Origin of the sequence: Nonomuraea sp. AD125B, assembly GCF_041402765.1 — a bacterium.
Lineage (GTDB): Bacteria > Actinomycetota > Actinomycetes > Streptosporangiales > Streptosporangiaceae > Nonomuraea > Nonomuraea bangladeshensis.
Map to the genome: position 1 here is coordinate 77,781 of NZ_JBGLOU010000006.1, position 17,138 is coordinate 94,918.

General features: G+C 71.4%; 14 protein-coding genes. 11 read left to right on the forward strand and 3 right to left on the reverse strand.

Annotated features, from left to right (window positions below; translation table 11 throughout):
- Positions 1–45 precede the first annotated feature (45 nt).
- From ACBR40_RS17265 to ACBR40_RS17275, 3 genes are all read left to right on the forward strand, one after another.
- Positions 46–1,593 (forward strand): 3' terminal RNA ribose 2'-O-methyltransferase Hen1, encoded by a 1,548-nt coding sequence (locus ACBR40_RS17265; protein ID WP_344212353.1) that lies wholly within the window; start codon positions 46–48, stop codon positions 1,591–1,593.
- Positions 1,577–4,039: a polynucleotide kinase-phosphatase gene (locus ACBR40_RS17270; RefSeq protein ID WP_371249377.1), complete on the forward strand. Its 2,463-nt coding sequence runs from the start codon at positions 1,577–1,579 to the stop codon at positions 4,037–4,039. The genes ACBR40_RS17265 and ACBR40_RS17270 overlap by 17 nt, the downstream gene beginning before the upstream one ends.
- Before the next feature lie 68 nt (positions 4,040–4,107).
- Positions 4,108–5,511, forward strand: a complete 1,404-nt coding sequence (locus ACBR40_RS17275) for a sugar porter family MFS transporter (protein ID WP_344212351.1) — start codon at positions 4,108–4,110, stop codon at positions 5,509–5,511.
- 63 nt (positions 5,512–5,574) lie between these two features.
- On the opposite strand, the gene ACBR40_RS17280 is transcribed toward ACBR40_RS17275, so the two are convergent.
- The gene (locus ACBR40_RS17280; protein WP_344212350.1) at positions 5,575–5,985 is read right to left on the reverse strand and encodes a nuclear transport factor 2 family protein; all 411 of its coding nucleotides are present in this window, start codon (positions 5,983–5,985) and stop codon (positions 5,575–5,577) included.
- A 50-nt stretch (positions 5,986–6,035) separates the two neighbouring features.
- On the opposite strand from ACBR40_RS17280, the gene ACBR40_RS17285 reads away from it, so the two are divergent.
- Complete coding sequence (locus tag ACBR40_RS17285; RefSeq protein WP_371249378.1) at positions 6,036–6,518, forward strand: MarR family winged helix-turn-helix transcriptional regulator; 483 nt, start codon at positions 6,036–6,038, stop codon at positions 6,516–6,518.
- A 110-nt stretch (positions 6,519–6,628) separates the two neighbouring features.
- Positions 6,629–7,132 (forward strand): G/U mismatch-specific DNA glycosylase, encoded by a 504-nt coding sequence (gene mug, locus ACBR40_RS17290; RefSeq protein ID WP_344212348.1) that lies wholly within the window; start codon positions 6,629–6,631, stop codon positions 7,130–7,132.
- On the opposite strand, the gene ACBR40_RS17295 is transcribed toward mug, so the two are convergent.
- Complete coding sequence (locus ACBR40_RS17295; RefSeq protein WP_371249379.1) at positions 7,129–8,034, reverse strand: CAP domain-containing protein; 906 nt, start codon at positions 8,032–8,034, stop codon at positions 7,129–7,131. The genes mug and ACBR40_RS17295 overlap by 4 nt on opposite strands.
- A gap of 422 nt (positions 8,035–8,456) precedes the next feature.
- Between ACBR40_RS17295 and ACBR40_RS17300 the strand changes: the two genes are divergently transcribed.
- The 6 genes from ACBR40_RS17300 (at position 8,457) to ACBR40_RS17325 (ending at position 16,351) form a co-directional block, all read left to right on the forward strand.
- The gene (locus ACBR40_RS17300) at positions 8,457–10,220 is read left to right on the forward strand and encodes an ABC transporter substrate-binding protein (RefSeq protein WP_344212344.1); all 1,764 of its coding nucleotides are present in this window, start codon (positions 8,457–8,459) and stop codon (positions 10,218–10,220) included.
- Between the two features lie 64 nt (positions 10,221–10,284).
- Complete coding sequence (locus tag ACBR40_RS17305) at positions 10,285–11,280, forward strand: ABC transporter permease (protein ID WP_329573855.1); 996 nt, start codon at positions 10,285–10,287, stop codon at positions 11,278–11,280.
- The gene (locus ACBR40_RS17310; RefSeq protein WP_344212341.1) at positions 11,277–12,161 is read left to right on the forward strand and encodes an ABC transporter permease; all 885 of its coding nucleotides are present in this window, start codon (positions 11,277–11,279) and stop codon (positions 12,159–12,161) included. Before ACBR40_RS17305 ends, ACBR40_RS17310 begins: the two co-directional genes overlap by 4 nt.
- Positions 12,158–13,099: an ABC transporter ATP-binding protein gene (locus ACBR40_RS17315; protein WP_371249380.1), complete on the forward strand. Its 942-nt coding sequence runs from the start codon at positions 12,158–12,160 to the stop codon at positions 13,097–13,099. The genes ACBR40_RS17310 and ACBR40_RS17315 overlap by 4 nt, the downstream gene beginning before the upstream one ends.
- A complete protein-coding gene (locus ACBR40_RS17320; protein ID WP_371249381.1) occupies positions 13,099–13,974 on the forward strand; it encodes an ABC transporter ATP-binding protein in 876 nt (291 codons plus the stop codon). Before ACBR40_RS17315 ends, ACBR40_RS17320 begins: the two co-directional genes overlap by 1 nt.
- A gap of 10 nt (positions 13,975–13,984) precedes the next feature.
- Positions 13,985–16,351 carry a glycoside hydrolase family 2 TIM barrel-domain containing protein gene (locus ACBR40_RS17325; protein ID WP_371249382.1) on the forward strand — a complete coding sequence of 789 codons (2,367 nt, stop codon included), beginning with the start codon at positions 13,985–13,987 and terminating at the stop codon, positions 16,349–16,351.
- Here the strand turns inward: ACBR40_RS17325 and ACBR40_RS17330 are convergent.
- Positions 16,341–17,057 carry a DUF6879 family protein gene (locus tag ACBR40_RS17330; RefSeq protein ID WP_371249383.1) on the reverse strand — a complete coding sequence of 239 codons (717 nt, stop codon included), beginning with the start codon at positions 17,055–17,057 and terminating at the stop codon, positions 16,341–16,343. The genes ACBR40_RS17325 and ACBR40_RS17330 overlap by 11 nt on opposite strands.
- Positions 17,058–17,138 lie beyond the last annotated feature (81 nt).

A 17,138-nucleotide genomic window follows, 5' to 3' on the forward strand; every position in this document is an offset into this window, starting at 1 on the left:
TAAACGGATGGCGGGTTTTCGCGGCGTTCCTGCACACTTGGGAGGGTGCTGCTGACGATCACGAACACCGCGAGGCCCGCCACCGACCTGGGTTTCCTCCTGCACAAGCATCCCGAGCGCGTGCAGGAGTTCCGCCAGTCGTCCGGCACGGCCACCGTGTTCTACCCGGAGGCGGGCGAGGAGCGCTGCACGGCGGCGCTGCTGCTGGAGATCGACCCGGTCGCGCTGGCCAGGGCGCGCGGCAAGGGCTCGCCCGACTTCAGCCTGTCGCAGTACGTCAACGACCGCCCCTACGCGGCCTCCTCACTGCTCGCGGTGGCGCTCGGCGAGGTGTTCCGCACCGCGCGGGCGGGTCGGTGCGCGGCCCGGCCCGAGCTGCCGGGCAGGGCGCTGCCGCTGGAGCTGACGCTGCCCGCGCTGCCCTGCCGTGGCGGGCCCGACCTGGCCCGGCGGCTGTTCGAGCCGCTGGGGTGGGAGGTCGAGGCGCGGGTGCTGCCGCTCGACGAGGGTTTCCCCGAGTGGGGTGAGTCCCGTTATGTCCGTCTCGCGCTGCGCGGCACGGTGCGGGTCGCCGACGCGCTCAACCACCTGTACGTGCTGCTGCCGGTGCTCGACGACGGCAAGCACTACTGGATCGCCCCCGACGAGGTGGACAAGCTGATCCGGGCGGGGGAGGGCTGGCTGCGCGGGCATCCGGAGCGGGGCCTGATCACCCGCCGCTACCTGGGACGGCGCTGGTCGCTGGCGCGTACGGCGCTGACCCGGCTCGCCGAGCTGGGCGACGAGACCGAGGAGCACCTGGAGCCGGCGCTCGCCGAGGACGCCCCGCCCGAGGCGACCGCCGCCGACGAGGCCGCCGCCGCCGAGGCCGAGGCGAGCGAGACCGAGGCCACGGTAGCCGGGGAGGCGCCGGCCGCGGGGGCCGGCGAGGTCGGCGAGCCGGGTGCGGCCGGCGGCGAGAAGGCCGGGGAGCCGGAGGTCAAGGGCGGGTCGCTGAGTGTGCGGCGGCGGGAGGCGGTGCTGGGCAAGCTGACCGAGCTCGGCGCCGCCAGCGTCATCGACCTGGGCTGTGGCCAGGGAGAGCTGGTCGGCGCGCTGCTGTCGCGCCCGGCGTTCGCGCGGGTCGCCGGCATGGACGTCTCCCCGCTGGCCCTCACCATCGCCGCCCGCCGCCTGCGCCTCGACCGCATGCCCGAGGCCAAGCGGGCCCGCCTCACCCTCTTCCAGGGCGCGCTCACCTACACCGACAAGCGCCTGTCCGGCTACGACGCCGCCGTGCTCATGGAGGTGATCGAGCACGTGGACCCGCCCCGCCTGGCGGCGCTGGAGCGCGTCGTGTTCGGCCACGCCCGCCCCCGGCACGTCGTCGTCACCACGCCCAACGTCGAGTACAACGTCCGCTACGAGTTCCTGACCGGCCTGCGCCACCCCGACCACCGCTTCGAGTGGACCCGCGCCGAGTTCGCCGCCTGGGCAAGCCGGGTGGCGGCCGAGCACGGCTACGCGGTGGCGTTCGAGCCGGTCGGCGACGACGACCCGGAGGTCGGCCCGCCGACCCAGATGGGAGTGTTCACCCGTGATCAGCGTTCCTGAGCTGTCGCTCGTGGTGCTCGTCGGGGTCTCCGGCAGCGGCAAGTCGACGTTCGCGCGCCGGCACTTCAAGCCGACGCAGGTGATCTCCTCCGACTTCTGCCGCGGCCTGGTCGCCGACGACGAGAACGACCAGGCGGCCACCCCGGCGGCGTTCGACCTGCTGCACCACATCGTGGGCGTGCGGCTGGCCCGCGGGCTGCTCACCGTCGTGGACGCCACCAACGTCCAGCAGGCCGCCCGCGAGAGCCTCGTCGCGCTGGCCAGGAGGCACCACGTGCTGGCCGACGCTATTGTCCTGGACGTGCCCGAGCAGGTGGCCATCGCGCGCAACGCCGCCCGCCCCGACCGCGACTTCGGCCCCGGCGTGGTGATCCGCCAGCGCAAGGACCTGCGCCGCTCGATGGGCAGGATCGCCCGCGAGGGGTTCAGGAAGGTGCACGTGCTGCGCGGCCCCGAGGAGATCGACGCGGCGGTCATCGGCTACGAGAAGGCGTGGTCCGACCTCACCCACCTCACCGGGCCGTTCGACGTCATAGGCGACGTGCACGGCTGCCGGGCCGAGCTGGAGGCGCTGCTGGCCCGGCTGGGCTGGCAGGGCGTACGGCATCCCGAGGGCCGTACGGCGGTGTTCGTCGGCGACCTCGTGGACCGCGGCCCGGACACACCGGGCGTGCTGCGCCTGGTCATGGACATGGTCGAGGCCGGCACGGCGATCTGCGTGGCCGGCAACCACGAGCACAAGCTGGTGCGCGCGCTCGACGGCCGCAAGGTCAGGATCGCCCACGGCCTGCAGGAGTCGCTGGACCAGCTCGCCGCGCAGCCGCCGGAGTTCGTGGCGCGGGCGAAGGCGTTCATGGACGGCCTGCTCAGCCACTACCGGCTGGACGGCGGCCGGCTCGTGGTCGCGCACGCCGGGCTGAAGGAGTCCTACCACGGGCGGGCCTCCAAGCGGGTGCGCGAGTTCGCCCTGTACGGCGAGACGACCGGCGAGACCGACGAGTACGGCCTGCCCGTCCGCCTGCCGTGGGCCGAGGACTACCGCGGCCGCGCCATGGTCGTCTACGGGCACACGCCCACGACGCGGCCCGAGTGGGTCAACAACACGATCTGCCTCGACACCGGCTGCGTCTTCGGCGGCCACCTGACCGCGCTGCGCTACCCGGAGCGGGAGCTCGTCCAGGTCCCGGCGGAGAAGGTGTGGTACGAGCCGGTCAAGCCGCTCGGCACCGGACTCGGCCGCGACCCCGGCACCCTGGACATCGGCGACGTGACCGGCACCCGGCACGTCGAGACCCGGCACGGCGGCCGGATCAAGATCGGCGAGGCGAACGCGGCCGCCGCACTGGAGGTCATGAGCCGTTTCGCGGTCGATCCGCGCTGGCTGGTCTACCTGCCGCCGACGATGGCGCCGCCGGAGACCTCCCGCCTGGACGGTTACCTGGAGCACCCGCACGAGGCGTTCGAGGAGCTGGCCGCGGCCGGCGTGCGCGAGGTCGTGTGCGAGGAGAAGCACATGGGCTCGCGGGCGGTGGCGGTGCTGGCGCGTACGCCGGAGGCCGCCGAGGCCCGTTTCGGCGTGCGCGACGGCACGTGCGGCGCGGTCTACACCCGGACCGGGCGGCCGTTCTTCGCCGACACCGGCCCGCTGACCGAGCGGCTGCGGGCGGCCTGCGCGCCGCTGTGGGACGAGCTCGGCTCCGACTGGGTGGTGCTCGACTGCGAGCTGCTGCCCTGGTCGGCGAAGGCGGGCGAGCTGATCAGACGCCAGTACGCCTCGGTGGGCGCGGCCGCCCGCGCGGCCCTGCCGGAGGCGGTCGCGGCGCTGGAAGCGGCGGCCGGGCGCGGACTGGATGTGGGCGAGCTGTTGATCCGCACCCGGCGCCGCTCCTCCAACGCTGCCCTGTTCCGCGATGCGTATGCGCGCTACTGCTGGCCGGTGGACGGCCTGGAGGGGGTCAAAGTGGCCCCGTTCCAGATCCTGGCCTGCGAGGGGCGGGCCACGGCGCTGGAGCCGCACGCCTGGCACCTGGCCACGCTCGGCGGGCTGGACGCGCCGCTGATCGCCCCGACCCGGCACGTGTTCGCCGACCTCGGCTCGCCCGCGTCGCGGGCGGCGGCCACCGAGTGGTGGGAGTCGCTGACGGCGGCCGGCGGCGAGGGCATGGTGGTCAAGCCCGCGGTCCACACGCCGGGCCGGGTGCAGCCGGGGATCAAGGTGCGCGGGCGCGAGTACCTGCGGATCATCTACGGCCCCGACTACACCGAGTCGCTGGACGTGCTGCGCAGGCGTTTCCTCGGCAAGAAGCGCTCGCTCGCCCTCCGCGAGCACGCGCTCGGCCTGGAGGCGCTGTCGCGGCTGGCGGACGGCGAGGCGGCCTGGCGGGTGCACGAGCCGGTCTTCGCGGTGCTGGCGCTGGAGTCCGAGCCGGTGGACCCACGCCTCTAAAGGTTGGGTAAGGGGTCCGCTAGGTCCCTGACGTGCGGGTATGCCCCGGTGACGGGGAAAGGACCTGCATGGCCACTCAGCACACGCATCAGGAGCATCTGAGCTACGTCGTGTTCATCACGGCGGCCGCCGCCATCGGCGGGTTCCTGTTCGGCTATGACAGCTCCGTCATCAACGGCGCGGTCGTCGGGATCCAGCGGCACTTCCAGGTGGGTCCTGTGCAGACGGGCGTCGTGGTGGCGATCGCGCTGCTGGGCTCCGCCGTCGGCGCCTGGTTCGGCGGCAACCTGGCCGACCGGTGGGGCCGTACGCGGTCGATGCAGGTGGCGGCGCTGCTGTTCGCGGTCAGCTCGATCGGGCAGATGCTGCCGTTCGCCATCTGGGACCTCGCGTTGTGGCGGGTGATCGCGGGCTTCGCCATCGGCATGGCGTCGGTGCTCGGGCCGGCGTACATCGCCGAGGTCGCGCCGCCCGCCTACCGGGGGCGGCTCGGCTCGTTCCAGCAGCTCGCCATCGTGCTCGGCATCGCCGTCTCGCAGCTCGTCAACTACGTGATCGCGCGGCTGGCGGGCGGCGCGGTCAACAACCACCTGTGGGTGCTGCAGGCGTGGCAGTGGATGCTGGGCGCGTGCGCGGTCCCGGCGCTGCTCTACCTGATGTTCGCGCTGGTCATCCCCGAGTCGCCGCGCTACCTGATCATGGCGGGCAAGTCGCGGCGGGCGCGGGAGGTGCTGGCCGAGGTCGAGGGCGAGGACACCGACCTCGACGCGCGCATCGCCGAGATCCAGCACGTGGTGCGCACCCAGCGGGTGCCGGGGCTGCGCGACCTGCGCGGGCCCGCGCTCGGGCTGCTGCCGATCGTGTGGGCCGGCATCGTCCTGTCGGCCTTCCAGCAGCTCGTCGGCATCAACGTGATCTTCTACTACTCGTCGGTGCTGTGGCAGTCGGTGGGCATCAACCAGAGCGACTCGCTGCTGATCAGCTTCTCCAGCTCGATCATCAACATCATCGGCACCTTCATCGCGATCTCGCTCGTGGACAGGATCGGGCGGCGTCCGCTGCTGCTGATCGGCTCGGCCGGCATGGCGCTCTCGCTGGCCACGGCGGCGTGGGCGTTCAGCGCCCCCCGGGTGAACAGGGGCGGCGTGGTCGCGCTGCCCGATCCGCAGGGGCCGATCGCGCTCGTGGCGGCCAACCTGTTCGTGCTGTTCTTCGCCCTGTCCTGGGGTGTGGTGGTCTGGGTGCTGCTGGGGGAGATGTTCCCCAACCGGATCCGGGCCGCCGCGCTCGGCGTCGCCGCCGCGGCGCAGTGGCTGGCCAACTGGGCGGTCACGGTGTCGTTCCCGGCGCTCGCGGCCTGGAACCTGCCGCTCACCTATGCGGCGTACGCGGTCTTCGCGGCGCTGTCGTTCGTCTTCGTGCTCCGGCGGATCAAGGAGACGAAGGGCCGCAAGCTGGAGGAGATGGGCTAGCCCCGTTTCCGTACGTGCCGCCAGCACGTGCTGCGCGGGCGCCCACCGCTGTGTGGCGGGATGTCAGCGGCGGGTCAGGCGCTCGTAGCAGTCGTAGTTGCGCTGGGCCGCGATCTTGCCGTCGCGGAACTCGAGGAATGTCCCGATGTGCGCCCGCAGGGTGTGGCCGGCCGGCAGGTCGCCCAGCGGTACGGCGAGTGTGCCGGTCCAGAGCACCTCGAGGGCGACCTGGTCGCCGGCCGCGACCGCGTTCAGCACCTGGAAGCGCTGCTCTTTGATGGTCGAGCGGCCGCGTTCGGCCGCCGCGCGCAGACCGCCGAGGTCGCGTACGGCCCCGTCGGGGAAGAGCGCATTGGGCAGCTCGCGCTGCACGACGTCCTCGTGGAAGTACGGCTCGGGACTCTCGCCTCGGGACACCGCCTCGTGGTAACGAACGGCGAGGTCCACGTTGGCGTGCTGCTGGAGGTCGGTCATGTTCACAACCATAGTTGTACAACCAAGGTTGTCAACTGCAGAATGTCTTCATGCAGCCTGTACAACCCGGCGACCTGGACACCGGGACGCTCGCCCTCTTCGTCGGATTCGCGGCCGCCTCCGTCGTGCAGGAGAGCCTGGCGGAGCAGGGCTTCTCCGGCCTGCGGTTCGCACACGGATACGTCTTCCAGCATCTCGTCGGCGACGCCGGTCCCACAGTGGGCGACCTGGCCCCGAAGCTGGGCGTGACGCAGCAGGCGGCATCCAAGACCGTGGCCGAGCTCGAACGCCTCGGCTACGTGGAGCGCCTGGCTGACCCGCGCGACGCCCGCATCCGCCGCGTGCACCTGACCGGGCGAGGCCGCGAGGCGGTGGCGATCGCCCGGCGGGCCCGCGAGGCGCTGGAGTCGCGGCTGGCCGAACGCGGCGGGAAGCGGCGGTTGGAGGAGTGCCGCGCGCTGCTCGCGGACCTGCTGGACGAGCTGGGCGGGGCGCCGGCCGTACGCCATCGCGAGGTCCGGCCGCCCCGCTAGCCCTCTTTGTGAGGGATCTTCAACGGCTTGCCTCTTCCGGGGATCGCCGTCCTGCGGCGCCGTTGACGGGCGCGCGGCCGGTCACCGTAAATTTCGGGCTAAGGTGTGGCGTGCTCGACGACGTCCTCGGTCCCTCGCTCGACGTGGTGTTCTGCGGCATCAACCCCGGCCTCATGTCCGCCGCCACCGGTCACCACTTCGCCCGGCCCGGCAACCGGTTCTGGCCCGCGCTGCACCTGTCCGGGTTCACGCCCCGCCTGCTCGCGCCCGCCGAGCAGCACCTGCTGCCCGAGTACGGGCTCGGCATCACCAACCTCGCCCCCCGCGCCAGCGCCAAGGCGTCGGAGCTGACGCGGGAGGAGCTGGTCGAGGGCGGGGCCGCGCTGGCGGCGAAGGTGGCCGGGCTGGCGCCCAAGGCGCTCGCGGTGCTGGGCGTGTCGGCCTACCGCACCGCCTTCCTGCGGCCCAAGGCGCGGATCGGGCCGCAGGAGGAGACGGTGGGCGGGGCCAGGGTGTGGGTGCTGCCCAACCCGAGCGGGCTCAACGCCCACTGGACCCTGGCCGGGATCGCGGACGAGATGCGCCGCCTGCGATCCTCACTCGCCCAGTCCTAGCGGGCGGCGAAGTCCTGCGTCCAGTAGACCGTGCCCTGGGGGCTCCTGGCGACGCCGACCCCGATGAGGTTGTAGCGGCAGTTCAGGATGTTGGCCCTGTGTCCGGAGCTGTTCATCCACGACTGCATGACGGAGGCGGGCGAGGTCTGGCCCTTGGCGATGTTCTCGGCCCAGGCGGAGCCTCCGGTGAAGCCGGCCGCGCGGATGCGGTCCATGAAGCTCCGGCCGTCCTTCGAGTCGTGGTCGAAGTAGTTCTGCTTCGCCATGTCGGCGGAGTGGCCGAAGGCCGCGGCGCGTAGTTGCGCGTTGTGCGTCAGGGCGCCGCAGCCGGCCTTGGCGCGCTCGGCGTTGACCAGCCTGACGACCTCGTTCTCCTCCGCGGTGCCCACGGCGCCGCCGGTCGGGCCGGTCGTCGGGCCGGTCGTCGGGCCGGTCGTCGGGGAGGTCGAGGTGGTCGGCCTGCTGGTCGGCGTCGCGGTGGGCGAGCCGCTGGGGGAGCTCGTGGGCGTCGGGGTGGGGGTGGCCGAGCCCGGGTCGCAGGTGAGCCGGACCGCCCGCGACTTGACCGGGCGGCCGCGGTAGTCGGTGGCGGTCGCGTAGTACGTGCCGGGCCGGCAGTCCACGGCCAGGCTGACGCGGCCGTTCCTGGTGGCGCCGCTCTTGATGACCGGGTCCTTGCCGGGGACGGCCCGCAGGATGCGGACGCGTACGAGCGAAGGGGAGAAGCAGCCGCGGCGGGCGGCCGACGAGACGATCTTCAGGGCGTTCCCGCTGAGCCTGGGCTTGGTGACGGTCACCCGGCAGGCCGCCTGCGATGCGGTCGCGGCCTCGGCCGCGGTGATCGGCGCGCACAGGGCGGCGACGCTCGCCAGGCCGGCAAGGACCCCAAGGGGTCTACGCATAGGGGGGTTCCTCCAGTTGCGATGGACGCTGGATCGCAAGGCATTCTGGCGGGGCCGCAACCCATTTGTCTCCCATTTCGCAACATTTCTGTGATGTCGCAGGTAAACCAAAGCGTCTCCTGGTGCGTCAGAGGCGGCATTCGCCCCCCTCGGCATGTGGTGGGCGCTTCCGCTCCCTGCCCCCTTCCGGCCGCCCGAAATCCGGTCACCGAACCGGTTAGGTGACCGTTGAGAGCGCTCCCGGCGCTGATGTCTCGAAACCGTCACGGCTATTGACGCGAGCGACACCAGGAATTTACGTTCGCGGTACTTATCCGGTTCAGCAACCCCCAGCGCTCATGGCGGCGACAGCCTGGGAGCGCTCCCACAGGTACGTGCTCGTAGGAACCTTCGCGCCCCCACGCGAAGGAAGGAGAGAAGCGATGCGTCACCGGCCCAGGAAGATCATCCCGCTCCTCGCGGCGGTCCTGCTCGCCGCCACGGCCTGCAGCGGCGGCCCCTCCACCCCGACCGGCCCCGCCCCCAGCCAGGGCCAGAGCCAGGGAGCGCCGGCCAACGCCGACCCGAACCAGCTCCCGCGCGGCGAGACCCTCTACACCACCGGCACCCAGTGGGGCCCGCCGGCCAACTTCAACCCGATCAGGGAGTGGGACTCGGCCGTCGGCACCAAGGGCCTGGTATACGAGTCGCTGTTCCACTACGACACCACCGCCGCCAAGCTCACCCCCTGGCTGGCCGAGAGCGGCTCGTGGACGGACGACACCACCTACGAGATCAAGCTGCGCCCCGGCATCAAGTGGTCCGACGGACAGCCGTTCACGGCCAAGGACGTCGTCTTCTCCTTCGAGCTCGGCAAGATGGAGACGATCCCGTACCACAACCTGTGGAACTGGCTGCAGAAGGCGGAGGCGGTCGACGACCGGACCGCGCGCTTCACCTTCTCCACGGCCAACTACCAGGAGTGGGACTTCATGCTCTACACGCGCACGATGGTCCCCGAGCACATCTGGAAGGACCGCTCCGAGAAGGAGGTCCTGGACGGGATCAACGAGAACCCGGTCGGCACGGGCGCGTACAAGTTCCTGAGCAAGGACCAGGACCGCGTGACCCTGCAGCGCCGCGACGACTGGTGGGGCAAGACCGCGCTCAACATGGAGCCCAAGCCCCGCTACATCGTCGACATCGCCACCCCGAGCAACGAGGTCGCGATGGGCCTGCTGCTGCAGAAGGGCCTCGACCTCAGCAACAACTTCCTGCCCGGCGTGGCCAACCTGGTCAAGGGCAACTTCGGGCTGACCACCTTCTACAACGAGCCGCCGTACATGCTGTCGGCCAACACCGCCTGGCTGGTGCCCAACACCACGAAGAAGCCGATGGACGACCCCGCCTTCCGCAAGGCCCTCGCCTCCTCGATCGACGTCAAGAAGATCGTCGAAGGCGTCTACGGCAACCTCGTCAAGGCCGCCAGCCCGACCGGCCTGCTGCCGCAGTGGGACAAGTACGTCGACCAGGACGTGGTCGCGAAGTCCGGCTTCACCTTCGACGCCGCCAAGGCCAAGAAGCTGCTGGCCGACGCCGGCTACAAGGACGGCGACGGCGACGGTTACGTCGAGAACAAGGACGGCTCCAAGATCAGCCTGTCCCTCATCGTCCCGTCCGGCTGGACCGACTGGATGGAGTCGGCCCGCTCGATCGCCGCCAGCGCCAAGGCCGCCGGCATCCAGGTCACGCCCGACTTCCCCGACTTCAACGCCCTGGTGGAGAAGCGCACCAAGGGTGACTTCGACCTGGTGATCAACAACGAGCGGCAGCTGTCGAACTCGCCGTACACGTACTACGAGTACCTGTTCCAGCTGCCGATCCAGAAGCAGCAGAACACGGTGAACTTCGGCCGCTACGAGAACAAGAAGGCCTGGGACCTCGTCCAGCAGCTCGACCAGGTCAAGACCGACGACACCGCCGGCATGCAGAAGATCATCTCCCAGCTCCAGCAGATCCACCTGGACGACCTGCCGGTGATCCCGCTCTGGTACAACGGCCTCTGGGCGCAGTCCAGCACCTCGGTGTGGAAGAACTGGCCGGCCGCGGCCGGGAGCGCGCCGAAGACCCCCGCCGTGATGTGGCGCAACTGGCTGGAGCTGGGCGGGTTCGAGACCCTCACCCAGATCCAGCCCGCCGCCTCCTAGCCGGACCCTCGAAGCCCCCGCTCCCCGGTGCACGGGGAGCGGGGCCCTCACGGAGACAGATCACGTGCGTCGATATTTCGGCAGGAAACTGCTCATCTACGGGCTGACGTTCTTCGTCGCCGTCACGGTCAACTGGATGATCCCGCGCTTCATGCCCGGCGACCCGGTCGCCAGCATGGTCGCGCGGGCCAACGTCACCAAGCCCGAGGCCGTCGAGGCGATGCGGGCCTACTACAACAACCTCTTCGGCCTGGACCAGCCGCTGCTCACCCAGTACGCCAACTTCTGGGGCGCGCTGCTGCGCGGCGACTTCGGCACCAGCATCTGGCTGTTCCCGACCCCGGTGAGCCAGGTGATCGGCGGCGCGGTGCCGTACACGCTGGCGCTGGTCGTCCCGTCGGTGCTGCTGAGCTGGGTCGTCGGCAACCAGTTCGGCGCGTACGCGGCCCGCCGCAAGCTGCTCGACAACACCGTCCTGCCGGTCGGCTACGTGCTGACGGCGATGCCGTACATGTGGCTGGCGGTGCTGCTGGCCTGGTCGCTCGGCGTGATCGCCGGGCTGTTCCCGGTGGCCGGCGGCTACAGCTTCTCCATGCGCCCCAACCTGTCGTGGACGTTCTTCCTCGACCTGCTGCACCACTGGACGCTGCCATTCCTGTCGCTGTTCCTGGTGGCGCTGGGCGGCTGGGCGATCGGCATGCGGAACATGATCATCTACGAGCTGGAGTCGGACTACTCGACCTACCTGTCGGCGCTCGGCGCGCCCGCCCGGCTCATCCGCAGGTACGCCTTCCGCAACGCCGTCCTGCCCCAGATCACCGGCCTGGCCCTGCAGCTCGGCGTGCTCGTGGCCGGCGCGCTGGTCACCGAGATCGTCTTCGCCTACCCGGGCCTCGGCAGCCTCATTCTCAAGGCCATCCAGAACAAGGACTTCTTCCTCCTCCAGGGCGCGTTCCTGTTCATCGTGCTCGGCGTGCTGATCGCCAACTTCATCATCGACATCGTCTACGTCGTGGTCGATCCTCGGACCAGGGCGGGAATGGCGGGTGCGCAGGCATGACGACGATCCAGGAAGCCGTGCCGCGCGAGCGGGCCGCGGTCCGGCGCGAGGCGCTCTACTTCGCGGTGCGCAACGGCAAGCTCATGACCGGCCTGACGATCGTCCTGGCGCTGCTGCTGCTGGGACTGATCGGGCCGCTGTTCGTGGCCGCCGCGCCCAACGAGTACAGCGTCCAGGCGATGAGCCCGCCCACCGGCGAGCACTGGTTCGGCACCACCACCTTCGGCCAGGACATCTTCGCCCAGTTCGTCCACGGCCTGCGCGCCACCTTCGCCGTCGGCGTGGTCGGCGGCGGCATCGCCGCGGTCATCGGGATGGTCGTCGGCTTCGTGGCCGGCTACGTCGGCGGCCTGGTGGACGAGGTGCTCAACATGCTGACCAACATCATCCTGGTCATCCCCAGCCTGGCCGTGCTGCTGATCGTCAACGCCTACCTGGGCATCCGCAGCGTGGCCGTGCAGGGCCTGTTCATCGGGCTGACGCAGTGGCCGTGGGCGGCGCGGGCGATCCGGGCGCAGACGTTCTCGCTGCGCACCCGCGAGTTCGTGGACCTGGCCAGGATGAGCGGGTCGGGCACCGGGCGCATCATCGCCAGGGAGATCGCCCCGAACATGAGCTCCTACCTGTTCATGACGTTCATCCTGCTGTTCGGCGGCTCGGTGCTCATCGCCTCCTCGCTGGACTTCATCGGCCTCGGCCCCACCGAGGGCGTCTCGCTGGGCCTGATGCTGCAGAACGCCAACCAGTGGAGCGCGCTCCAGCTCGGCATGTGGTGGTGGTTCGTGCCGCCCGGCGCCGCCATCACCGCCATCGTCGGCGCCCTGTACGTCGCCAACGTCGGCCTCGACGAGGTCTTCAACCCGAAGTTGAGGGAGACATGAGTCTTCAGGTCAGCGAGCTGAGGGTCCACTACCGGACGCTCAGGGGCGACGTGCGCGCGCTCGACGGCATGTCCTTCGAGCTCGGCGACGGCGAGATCCTCGGCCTGGTCGGCGAGTCCGGCTGCGGCAAGAGCACCCTGGGCAAGTCCCTCATCCGCATGGACGGCCGCATGCGGCACGTCGGCGGCCGGGTCGTGCTCGACGGGCGCGAGCTGCCGATCGCCGACGACCGGGCGATGAACGGCTTCCGCTTCAAGGAGGTCTCCCTCATCCCGCAGTACGCGATGAGCGCGCTCAACCCCACCCGCAAGATCCGCAAGATGGTGGGCGAGCTGCTGCGCTCGCGCGGCGTCACGCTCGACGCCGCCGAGCTGGAGCGGCGCATGGACCAGGTCGGGCTGCCGCGCGAGGTGCTCGACCGCTACCCGATCGAGCTGTCCGGCGGCATGAAGCAGCGCATGGTCATGGTCATCTCCACGCTGCTCGACCCGTCGCTGCTCATCGCCGACGAGGTCACCTCCGCGCTCGACGTCTCCACCCAGAAGGCCGTCGCCCGCGCGCTGCTCGGCTTCCGCGACAGCGGCTACGTCAAGAGCATGATCTTCGTCACCCACGACATCGCGCTCACCCACCACATCGCCGACACGATCATGGTCATGTACGCGGGCCGCCTCGCCGAGAAGGCCCCCGCCGACGCGCTCGTCAAGGCGCCCAGGCACCCGTACACCAGGCTGCTCATCGACGCGCTGCCCGAGGTCGGCGTCCGCTACGCCGAACGGCGGCTGGAGGGCATCGCCGGCAGCCCGCCGTCGCTGCTCGACCCGCCCGCCGGCTGCCGTTTCCGCGCCCGCTGCCCGCTCGCCGGGGACGAGTGCGCCGAGGATCCGCCCGTGGCCGAGGTCGCGCCCGGCCACCACGTCGCCTGCTGGAAGGCCTGATGCTGAGACTCGACCATGTCACCAAGGTGTTCAGGATCGGCGCCTTCGGCGGCCGTACCGTCACCGCCGTCAGGGACGTCAGCTTCGACGTCGCGCCCGGCGAGGTCGTCTCCCTCATCGGGGAGAGCGGCAGCGGCAAGAGCACGCTCGGCCGCCTGATCCTCGGGCTCAGCAAGGCCACCAGCGGCACGATCACCTTCGACGGGCGGCCGGCGCGGGCGGGCAAGGACTACTACCGCGACGTCCAGGGGATCTTCCAGGACCCGTTCAGCTCGTTCAACCCGGTGTTCAAGGCCGACCGGGTGTTCGCGATGATCAAGGAGTCGTACCATCCGGGCGTGCCCGAGGGGGAGTGGGCCGAGCGGGTCCGCGCGGCGCTGCGCGACGTGCGGCTCAACCCCGACCAGGTGCTCGGCAAGTTCCCCCACCAGCTCAGCGGCGGCCAGCTCCAGCGCCTGCTCATCGCCCGCGCGCTGCTGCTGGAGATCCGCCTGCTGGTGGCCGACGAGATCACCAGCATGCTCGACGCCTCCACCCGCATCGACGTGCTCAACCTGCTGGCCGAGCTGAAGACACGCGGCCTCGGCGTGCTCTACATCACGCACGACCTGTCGCTCGGCAACTACCTGGCCGAGCGGACGATCGTGCTGCGCGAGGGCGCGGTCGTGGAGATGGGCCCGACCGGCGAGGTCTTCGGCGACCCGCTCCATGCCTACACGCGCGAGCTGCTGTCGGCGGTGCCGCGCCTGCACGAGGATTGGGCCGACGCCGAGGACACGGGCACCTGCCTCTACCACGAGCGCGGGGGCTCCGGCGGCCTGCTGGAGGCCGCTCCGGGCCACTTCGTCGCGTGCGCCCGGTCGAAGACCTGTTAAGGAGATCTCCTTGAACCACCGTCCGCTGCACGACGGCTGGACCCTGTCGTCGCGGGACGCCGCGGATCTCATCACCGGGGTCCCGGCCACCGTGCCCGGCTGCGTGCACACCGATCTGCTCGCCGCCGGGCTCATCGACGACCCCTATCTCGACGACAACGAGCGGCGGCTGGCCTGGATCGGCCGCAGGGACTGGACCTACCGCACCACGTTCGCCTGGTCGCCGGACGAGCACGAGCGTACGGACCTCGTGTGCCGCGGGCTCGACACGGTCGCCGAGATCACGCTCAACGGGGTGCGCGTGGGCGGCACTGCCAACCAGCACCGCTCCTACCGGTTCCCCGTCCGCCACCTGCTGCGCCACGGGGCCAACGAGCTGACGGTCACCTTCCGCTCCGCCTACGCCTACGCGGAGGAGCAGCGGGCGGCGCTCGGGGAGCGGCCGGGCGCCTACGACGAGCCGTACGCGTTCATCCGCAAGATGGCCTGCAATTTCGGCTGGGACTGGGGCCCCACGCTGGTCACGGCCGGCATCTGGCGGCCGATCGGGCTGGAGAGCTGGAGCGGCGCCCGGCTGGCCGAGGTGCGCCCTCTGGCCGACGCCGACGGGACGGTGCGGGTGCACGTCCGGGTCGAGCGCACCGCCGAAGGGCCGCTCACGCTGTCGGCCGAGGTCGCCGGGGTCACCGCCGAGCGGCGCATCGACGGCCGCTCGGCCGTGCTCGCGCTCAAGGTGCCCCGCCCCGACCTGTGGTGGCCGCGCGGCCACGGCGACCAGCCGCTCTACGACCTGACGGTACGGCTCGGCGAGGACGAGTGGCACGGCAGGATCGGCTTCCGCTCGGTGGAGCTGGAACGGGAGGCGTTCCGGTTCAAGATCAACGGCAGCCCCGTCTACGTCAGGGGCGTCAACTGGATCCCCGACGACTGCTTCCCGTCCCGCGTGACGAGGGAGCGGCTGGCCGAGCGGTTCGGGCAGGCCCTCGACGCCGGCGTCAACCTGCTGCGGGTCTGGGGCGGCGGCCTGTACGAGAGCGACGACTTCTACGACCTCGCCGACGAGCTCGGCCTCATGGTCTGGCAGGACTTCCCGTTCGCCTGCTCCGCCTACCCCGAGGAGGAGCCGTTCCGGTCCGAGGTCGCCGCCGAGGCCCGCGAGAACGTCACCCGCCTGGCCCCGCACCCCAGCCTGGTGCTGTGGTGCGGCAACAACGAGAACCTGGAGGGCCACGCCGACTGGGGCTGGCGCGACAAGCTCCAGGGGCGCAGCTGGGGCGCGGGCTTCTACCACGACCTGCTGCCCGGCATCATGGCCGAGCTGGACCCGACGCGGCCGTACTGGCCGGGCAGCCCCTACTCGGGCGCGCCCGGCCTGCCGCCGAACGACCCCGCCCGCGGCACCGTCCACATCTGGGACGTCTGGAACCGCGAGGACTACACCCGGTACGCCGCCTACCGGCCGCGTTTCGTCGCCGAGTTCGGCTTCCAGGGGCCGCCTACGTACGCGACCCTGCGCAGGGCCTCCTCCGACGAGCCGCTGAGCCCGCGCTCCTCCCACCAGAAGGCCGTGGACGGCCAGGAGAAGCTGCTGCGCGGGCTCGGCGGGCACCTGCCGCGGCCGGGCACGTTCGACGAGTGGCACTACCTGACCCAGCTCAACCAGGCGCGGGCGGTGGCGTTCGGCGTGGAGCGCTTCCGCGCGCTCATGCCGCACACCATGGGCACGATCGTCTGGCAGCTCAACGACTGCTGGCCGGTGACGTCGTGGGCGGCGGTGGACGGCGACGGGCGGCGCAAGCCGCTCTGGCACGCGCTGCGCCGCGCCTACGCCGACCGGCTGATCACGATGCTCGACGGCGAGCTGGCCGTGGTCAACGACGCCCCGCAGGCGTGGTCGGGCGAGCTGGAGCTGGTCCGGCGCCGGCTGACCGGCGAGCCGCTGGCCAAGGAGGTCGTCGCCGTGCACGTGGCGCCGCGCGCGGTGACCAGGGTGGCGCTGCCGCCGTCGGTGGCCGCGGCCGACGACCCGGCGCGCGAGCTGCTGTCGGCCCGGCTCGGCTCGGTCCGCCTGGTGCGTTTCTACGCCGAGGACCCGGCCGTCGCGTTCCCCCCGGCGGTCTGGGACGCCGACGCCGCGCCCGCGCAGGACGGCTACCGGGTGACCGTCACCGCCCGCACCGTGCTGCGCGAGCTGGCGCTCTTCCCCGACCGGCTGGACCCGGCCGCGGGCGTGGACGACCAGCTCGTCACGCTGCTGCCCGGCGAGAGCGCGGTCTTCCACGTCACCACGGCGAAGGCGCTGGACGCCGCCGCGCTGACCGGCTTCCCGGTGCTGCGGTGCGTCAACGAGCCGGGCGGCGCGCTGTTCAGACCCTGAACTCCTCGGTGCGGTGCCCGTAGCCGGGCCCCGCGGCCCGCATCGCGTCGGTGACGGCGGGCGGCGGCAGCGGCGCGATCTCGCGCTCGTGGAAGGCGAGCACGTCCTCGCCGGCGGCGAAGAGCGCGCGCACCGCCGCCAGGCAGGGGCCCACGACGCGGGCGTCGGTGATCCGGCGGCCGCCGCGGCAGCCGCCGTACTCGTCGTAGAGCACCTCGTACATGAGGGACGGGCCGAAGACGACCAGCTCCGGCAGCGGGTCGAGGTGCGCGACCCGCGCGGCCGGCAGCACCCGGCACGGCGATCCCGCGCGCGCCCGCACGGCCAGCACGTGCATCTCCCACTGCAGGTACGCCGTGACGGGGAACTCCGCCACCCGCACCCGCCTGACCGGCACCCGGCTCATGAAGTAGCGGCGCAGCGGGCCCGCCATCTCCGCGACCAGGGCGAGGGAGCCCGCCCAGTCGCCGTCCATCATGGCCCGCCAGCTCGCGACGTCCGGCTCGTAGAAGGTCTGCGCCCGCTCCAGCTTCCACATCGGCTCGGCGGTCACGGCGTGGTCGCGGTCGAAGGCGGCGTGATAACCCTCCGCGTCGAGGACCAGGGCGTCGGCGTGCGCCACGGCGGCGAACGGGTTGCCCACGAGGTCCTGGGCCGGATCATGGCCCGGGTGGTCGACCGTGTTCGACGCGCCGTGCTCGGTCATGCGGCTCCCTCCGTCGGCTGAAAACCCGCCCAGATCATCAATGGCGTCCCTGACAGGGTCAAGGCCCAAAAACGATCCGCG

Excerpts from the sequence above, each read along its gene's own strand:
- ACBR40_RS17300 (WP_344212344.1), top strand. The coding sequence starts at position 8,457 with ATGCGTCACCGGCCCAGGAAGATCATCCCGCTCCTCGCGGCGGTCCTG.
- ACBR40_RS17280 (WP_344212350.1), bottom strand. The coding sequence starts at position 5,985 with ATGACCGACCTCCAGCAGCACGCCAACGTGGACCTCGCCGTTCGTTAC.
- ACBR40_RS17320 (WP_371249381.1), top strand. The coding sequence starts at position 13,099 with ATGCTGAGACTCGACCATGTCACCAAGGTGTTCAGGATCGGCGCCTTC.
- ACBR40_RS17310 (WP_344212341.1), top strand. The coding sequence starts at position 11,277 with ATGACGACGATCCAGGAAGCCGTGCCGCGCGAGCGGGCCGCGGTCCGG.
- ACBR40_RS17330 (WP_371249383.1), bottom strand. The coding sequence starts at position 17,057 with ATGACCGAGCACGGCGCGTCGAACACGGTCGACCACCCGGGCCATGAT.
- ACBR40_RS17295 (WP_371249379.1), bottom strand. The coding sequence starts at position 8,034 with ATGCGTAGACCCCTTGGGGTCCTTGCCGGCCTGGCGAGCGTCGCCGCC.
- ACBR40_RS17285 (WP_371249378.1), top strand. The coding sequence starts at position 6,036 with ATGCAGCCTGTACAACCCGGCGACCTGGACACCGGGACGCTCGCCCTC.
- ACBR40_RS17275 (WP_344212351.1), top strand. The coding sequence starts at position 4,108 with ATGGCCACTCAGCACACGCATCAGGAGCATCTGAGCTACGTCGTGTTC.
- ACBR40_RS17315 (WP_371249380.1), top strand. The coding sequence starts at position 12,158 with ATGAGTCTTCAGGTCAGCGAGCTGAGGGTCCACTACCGGACGCTCAGG.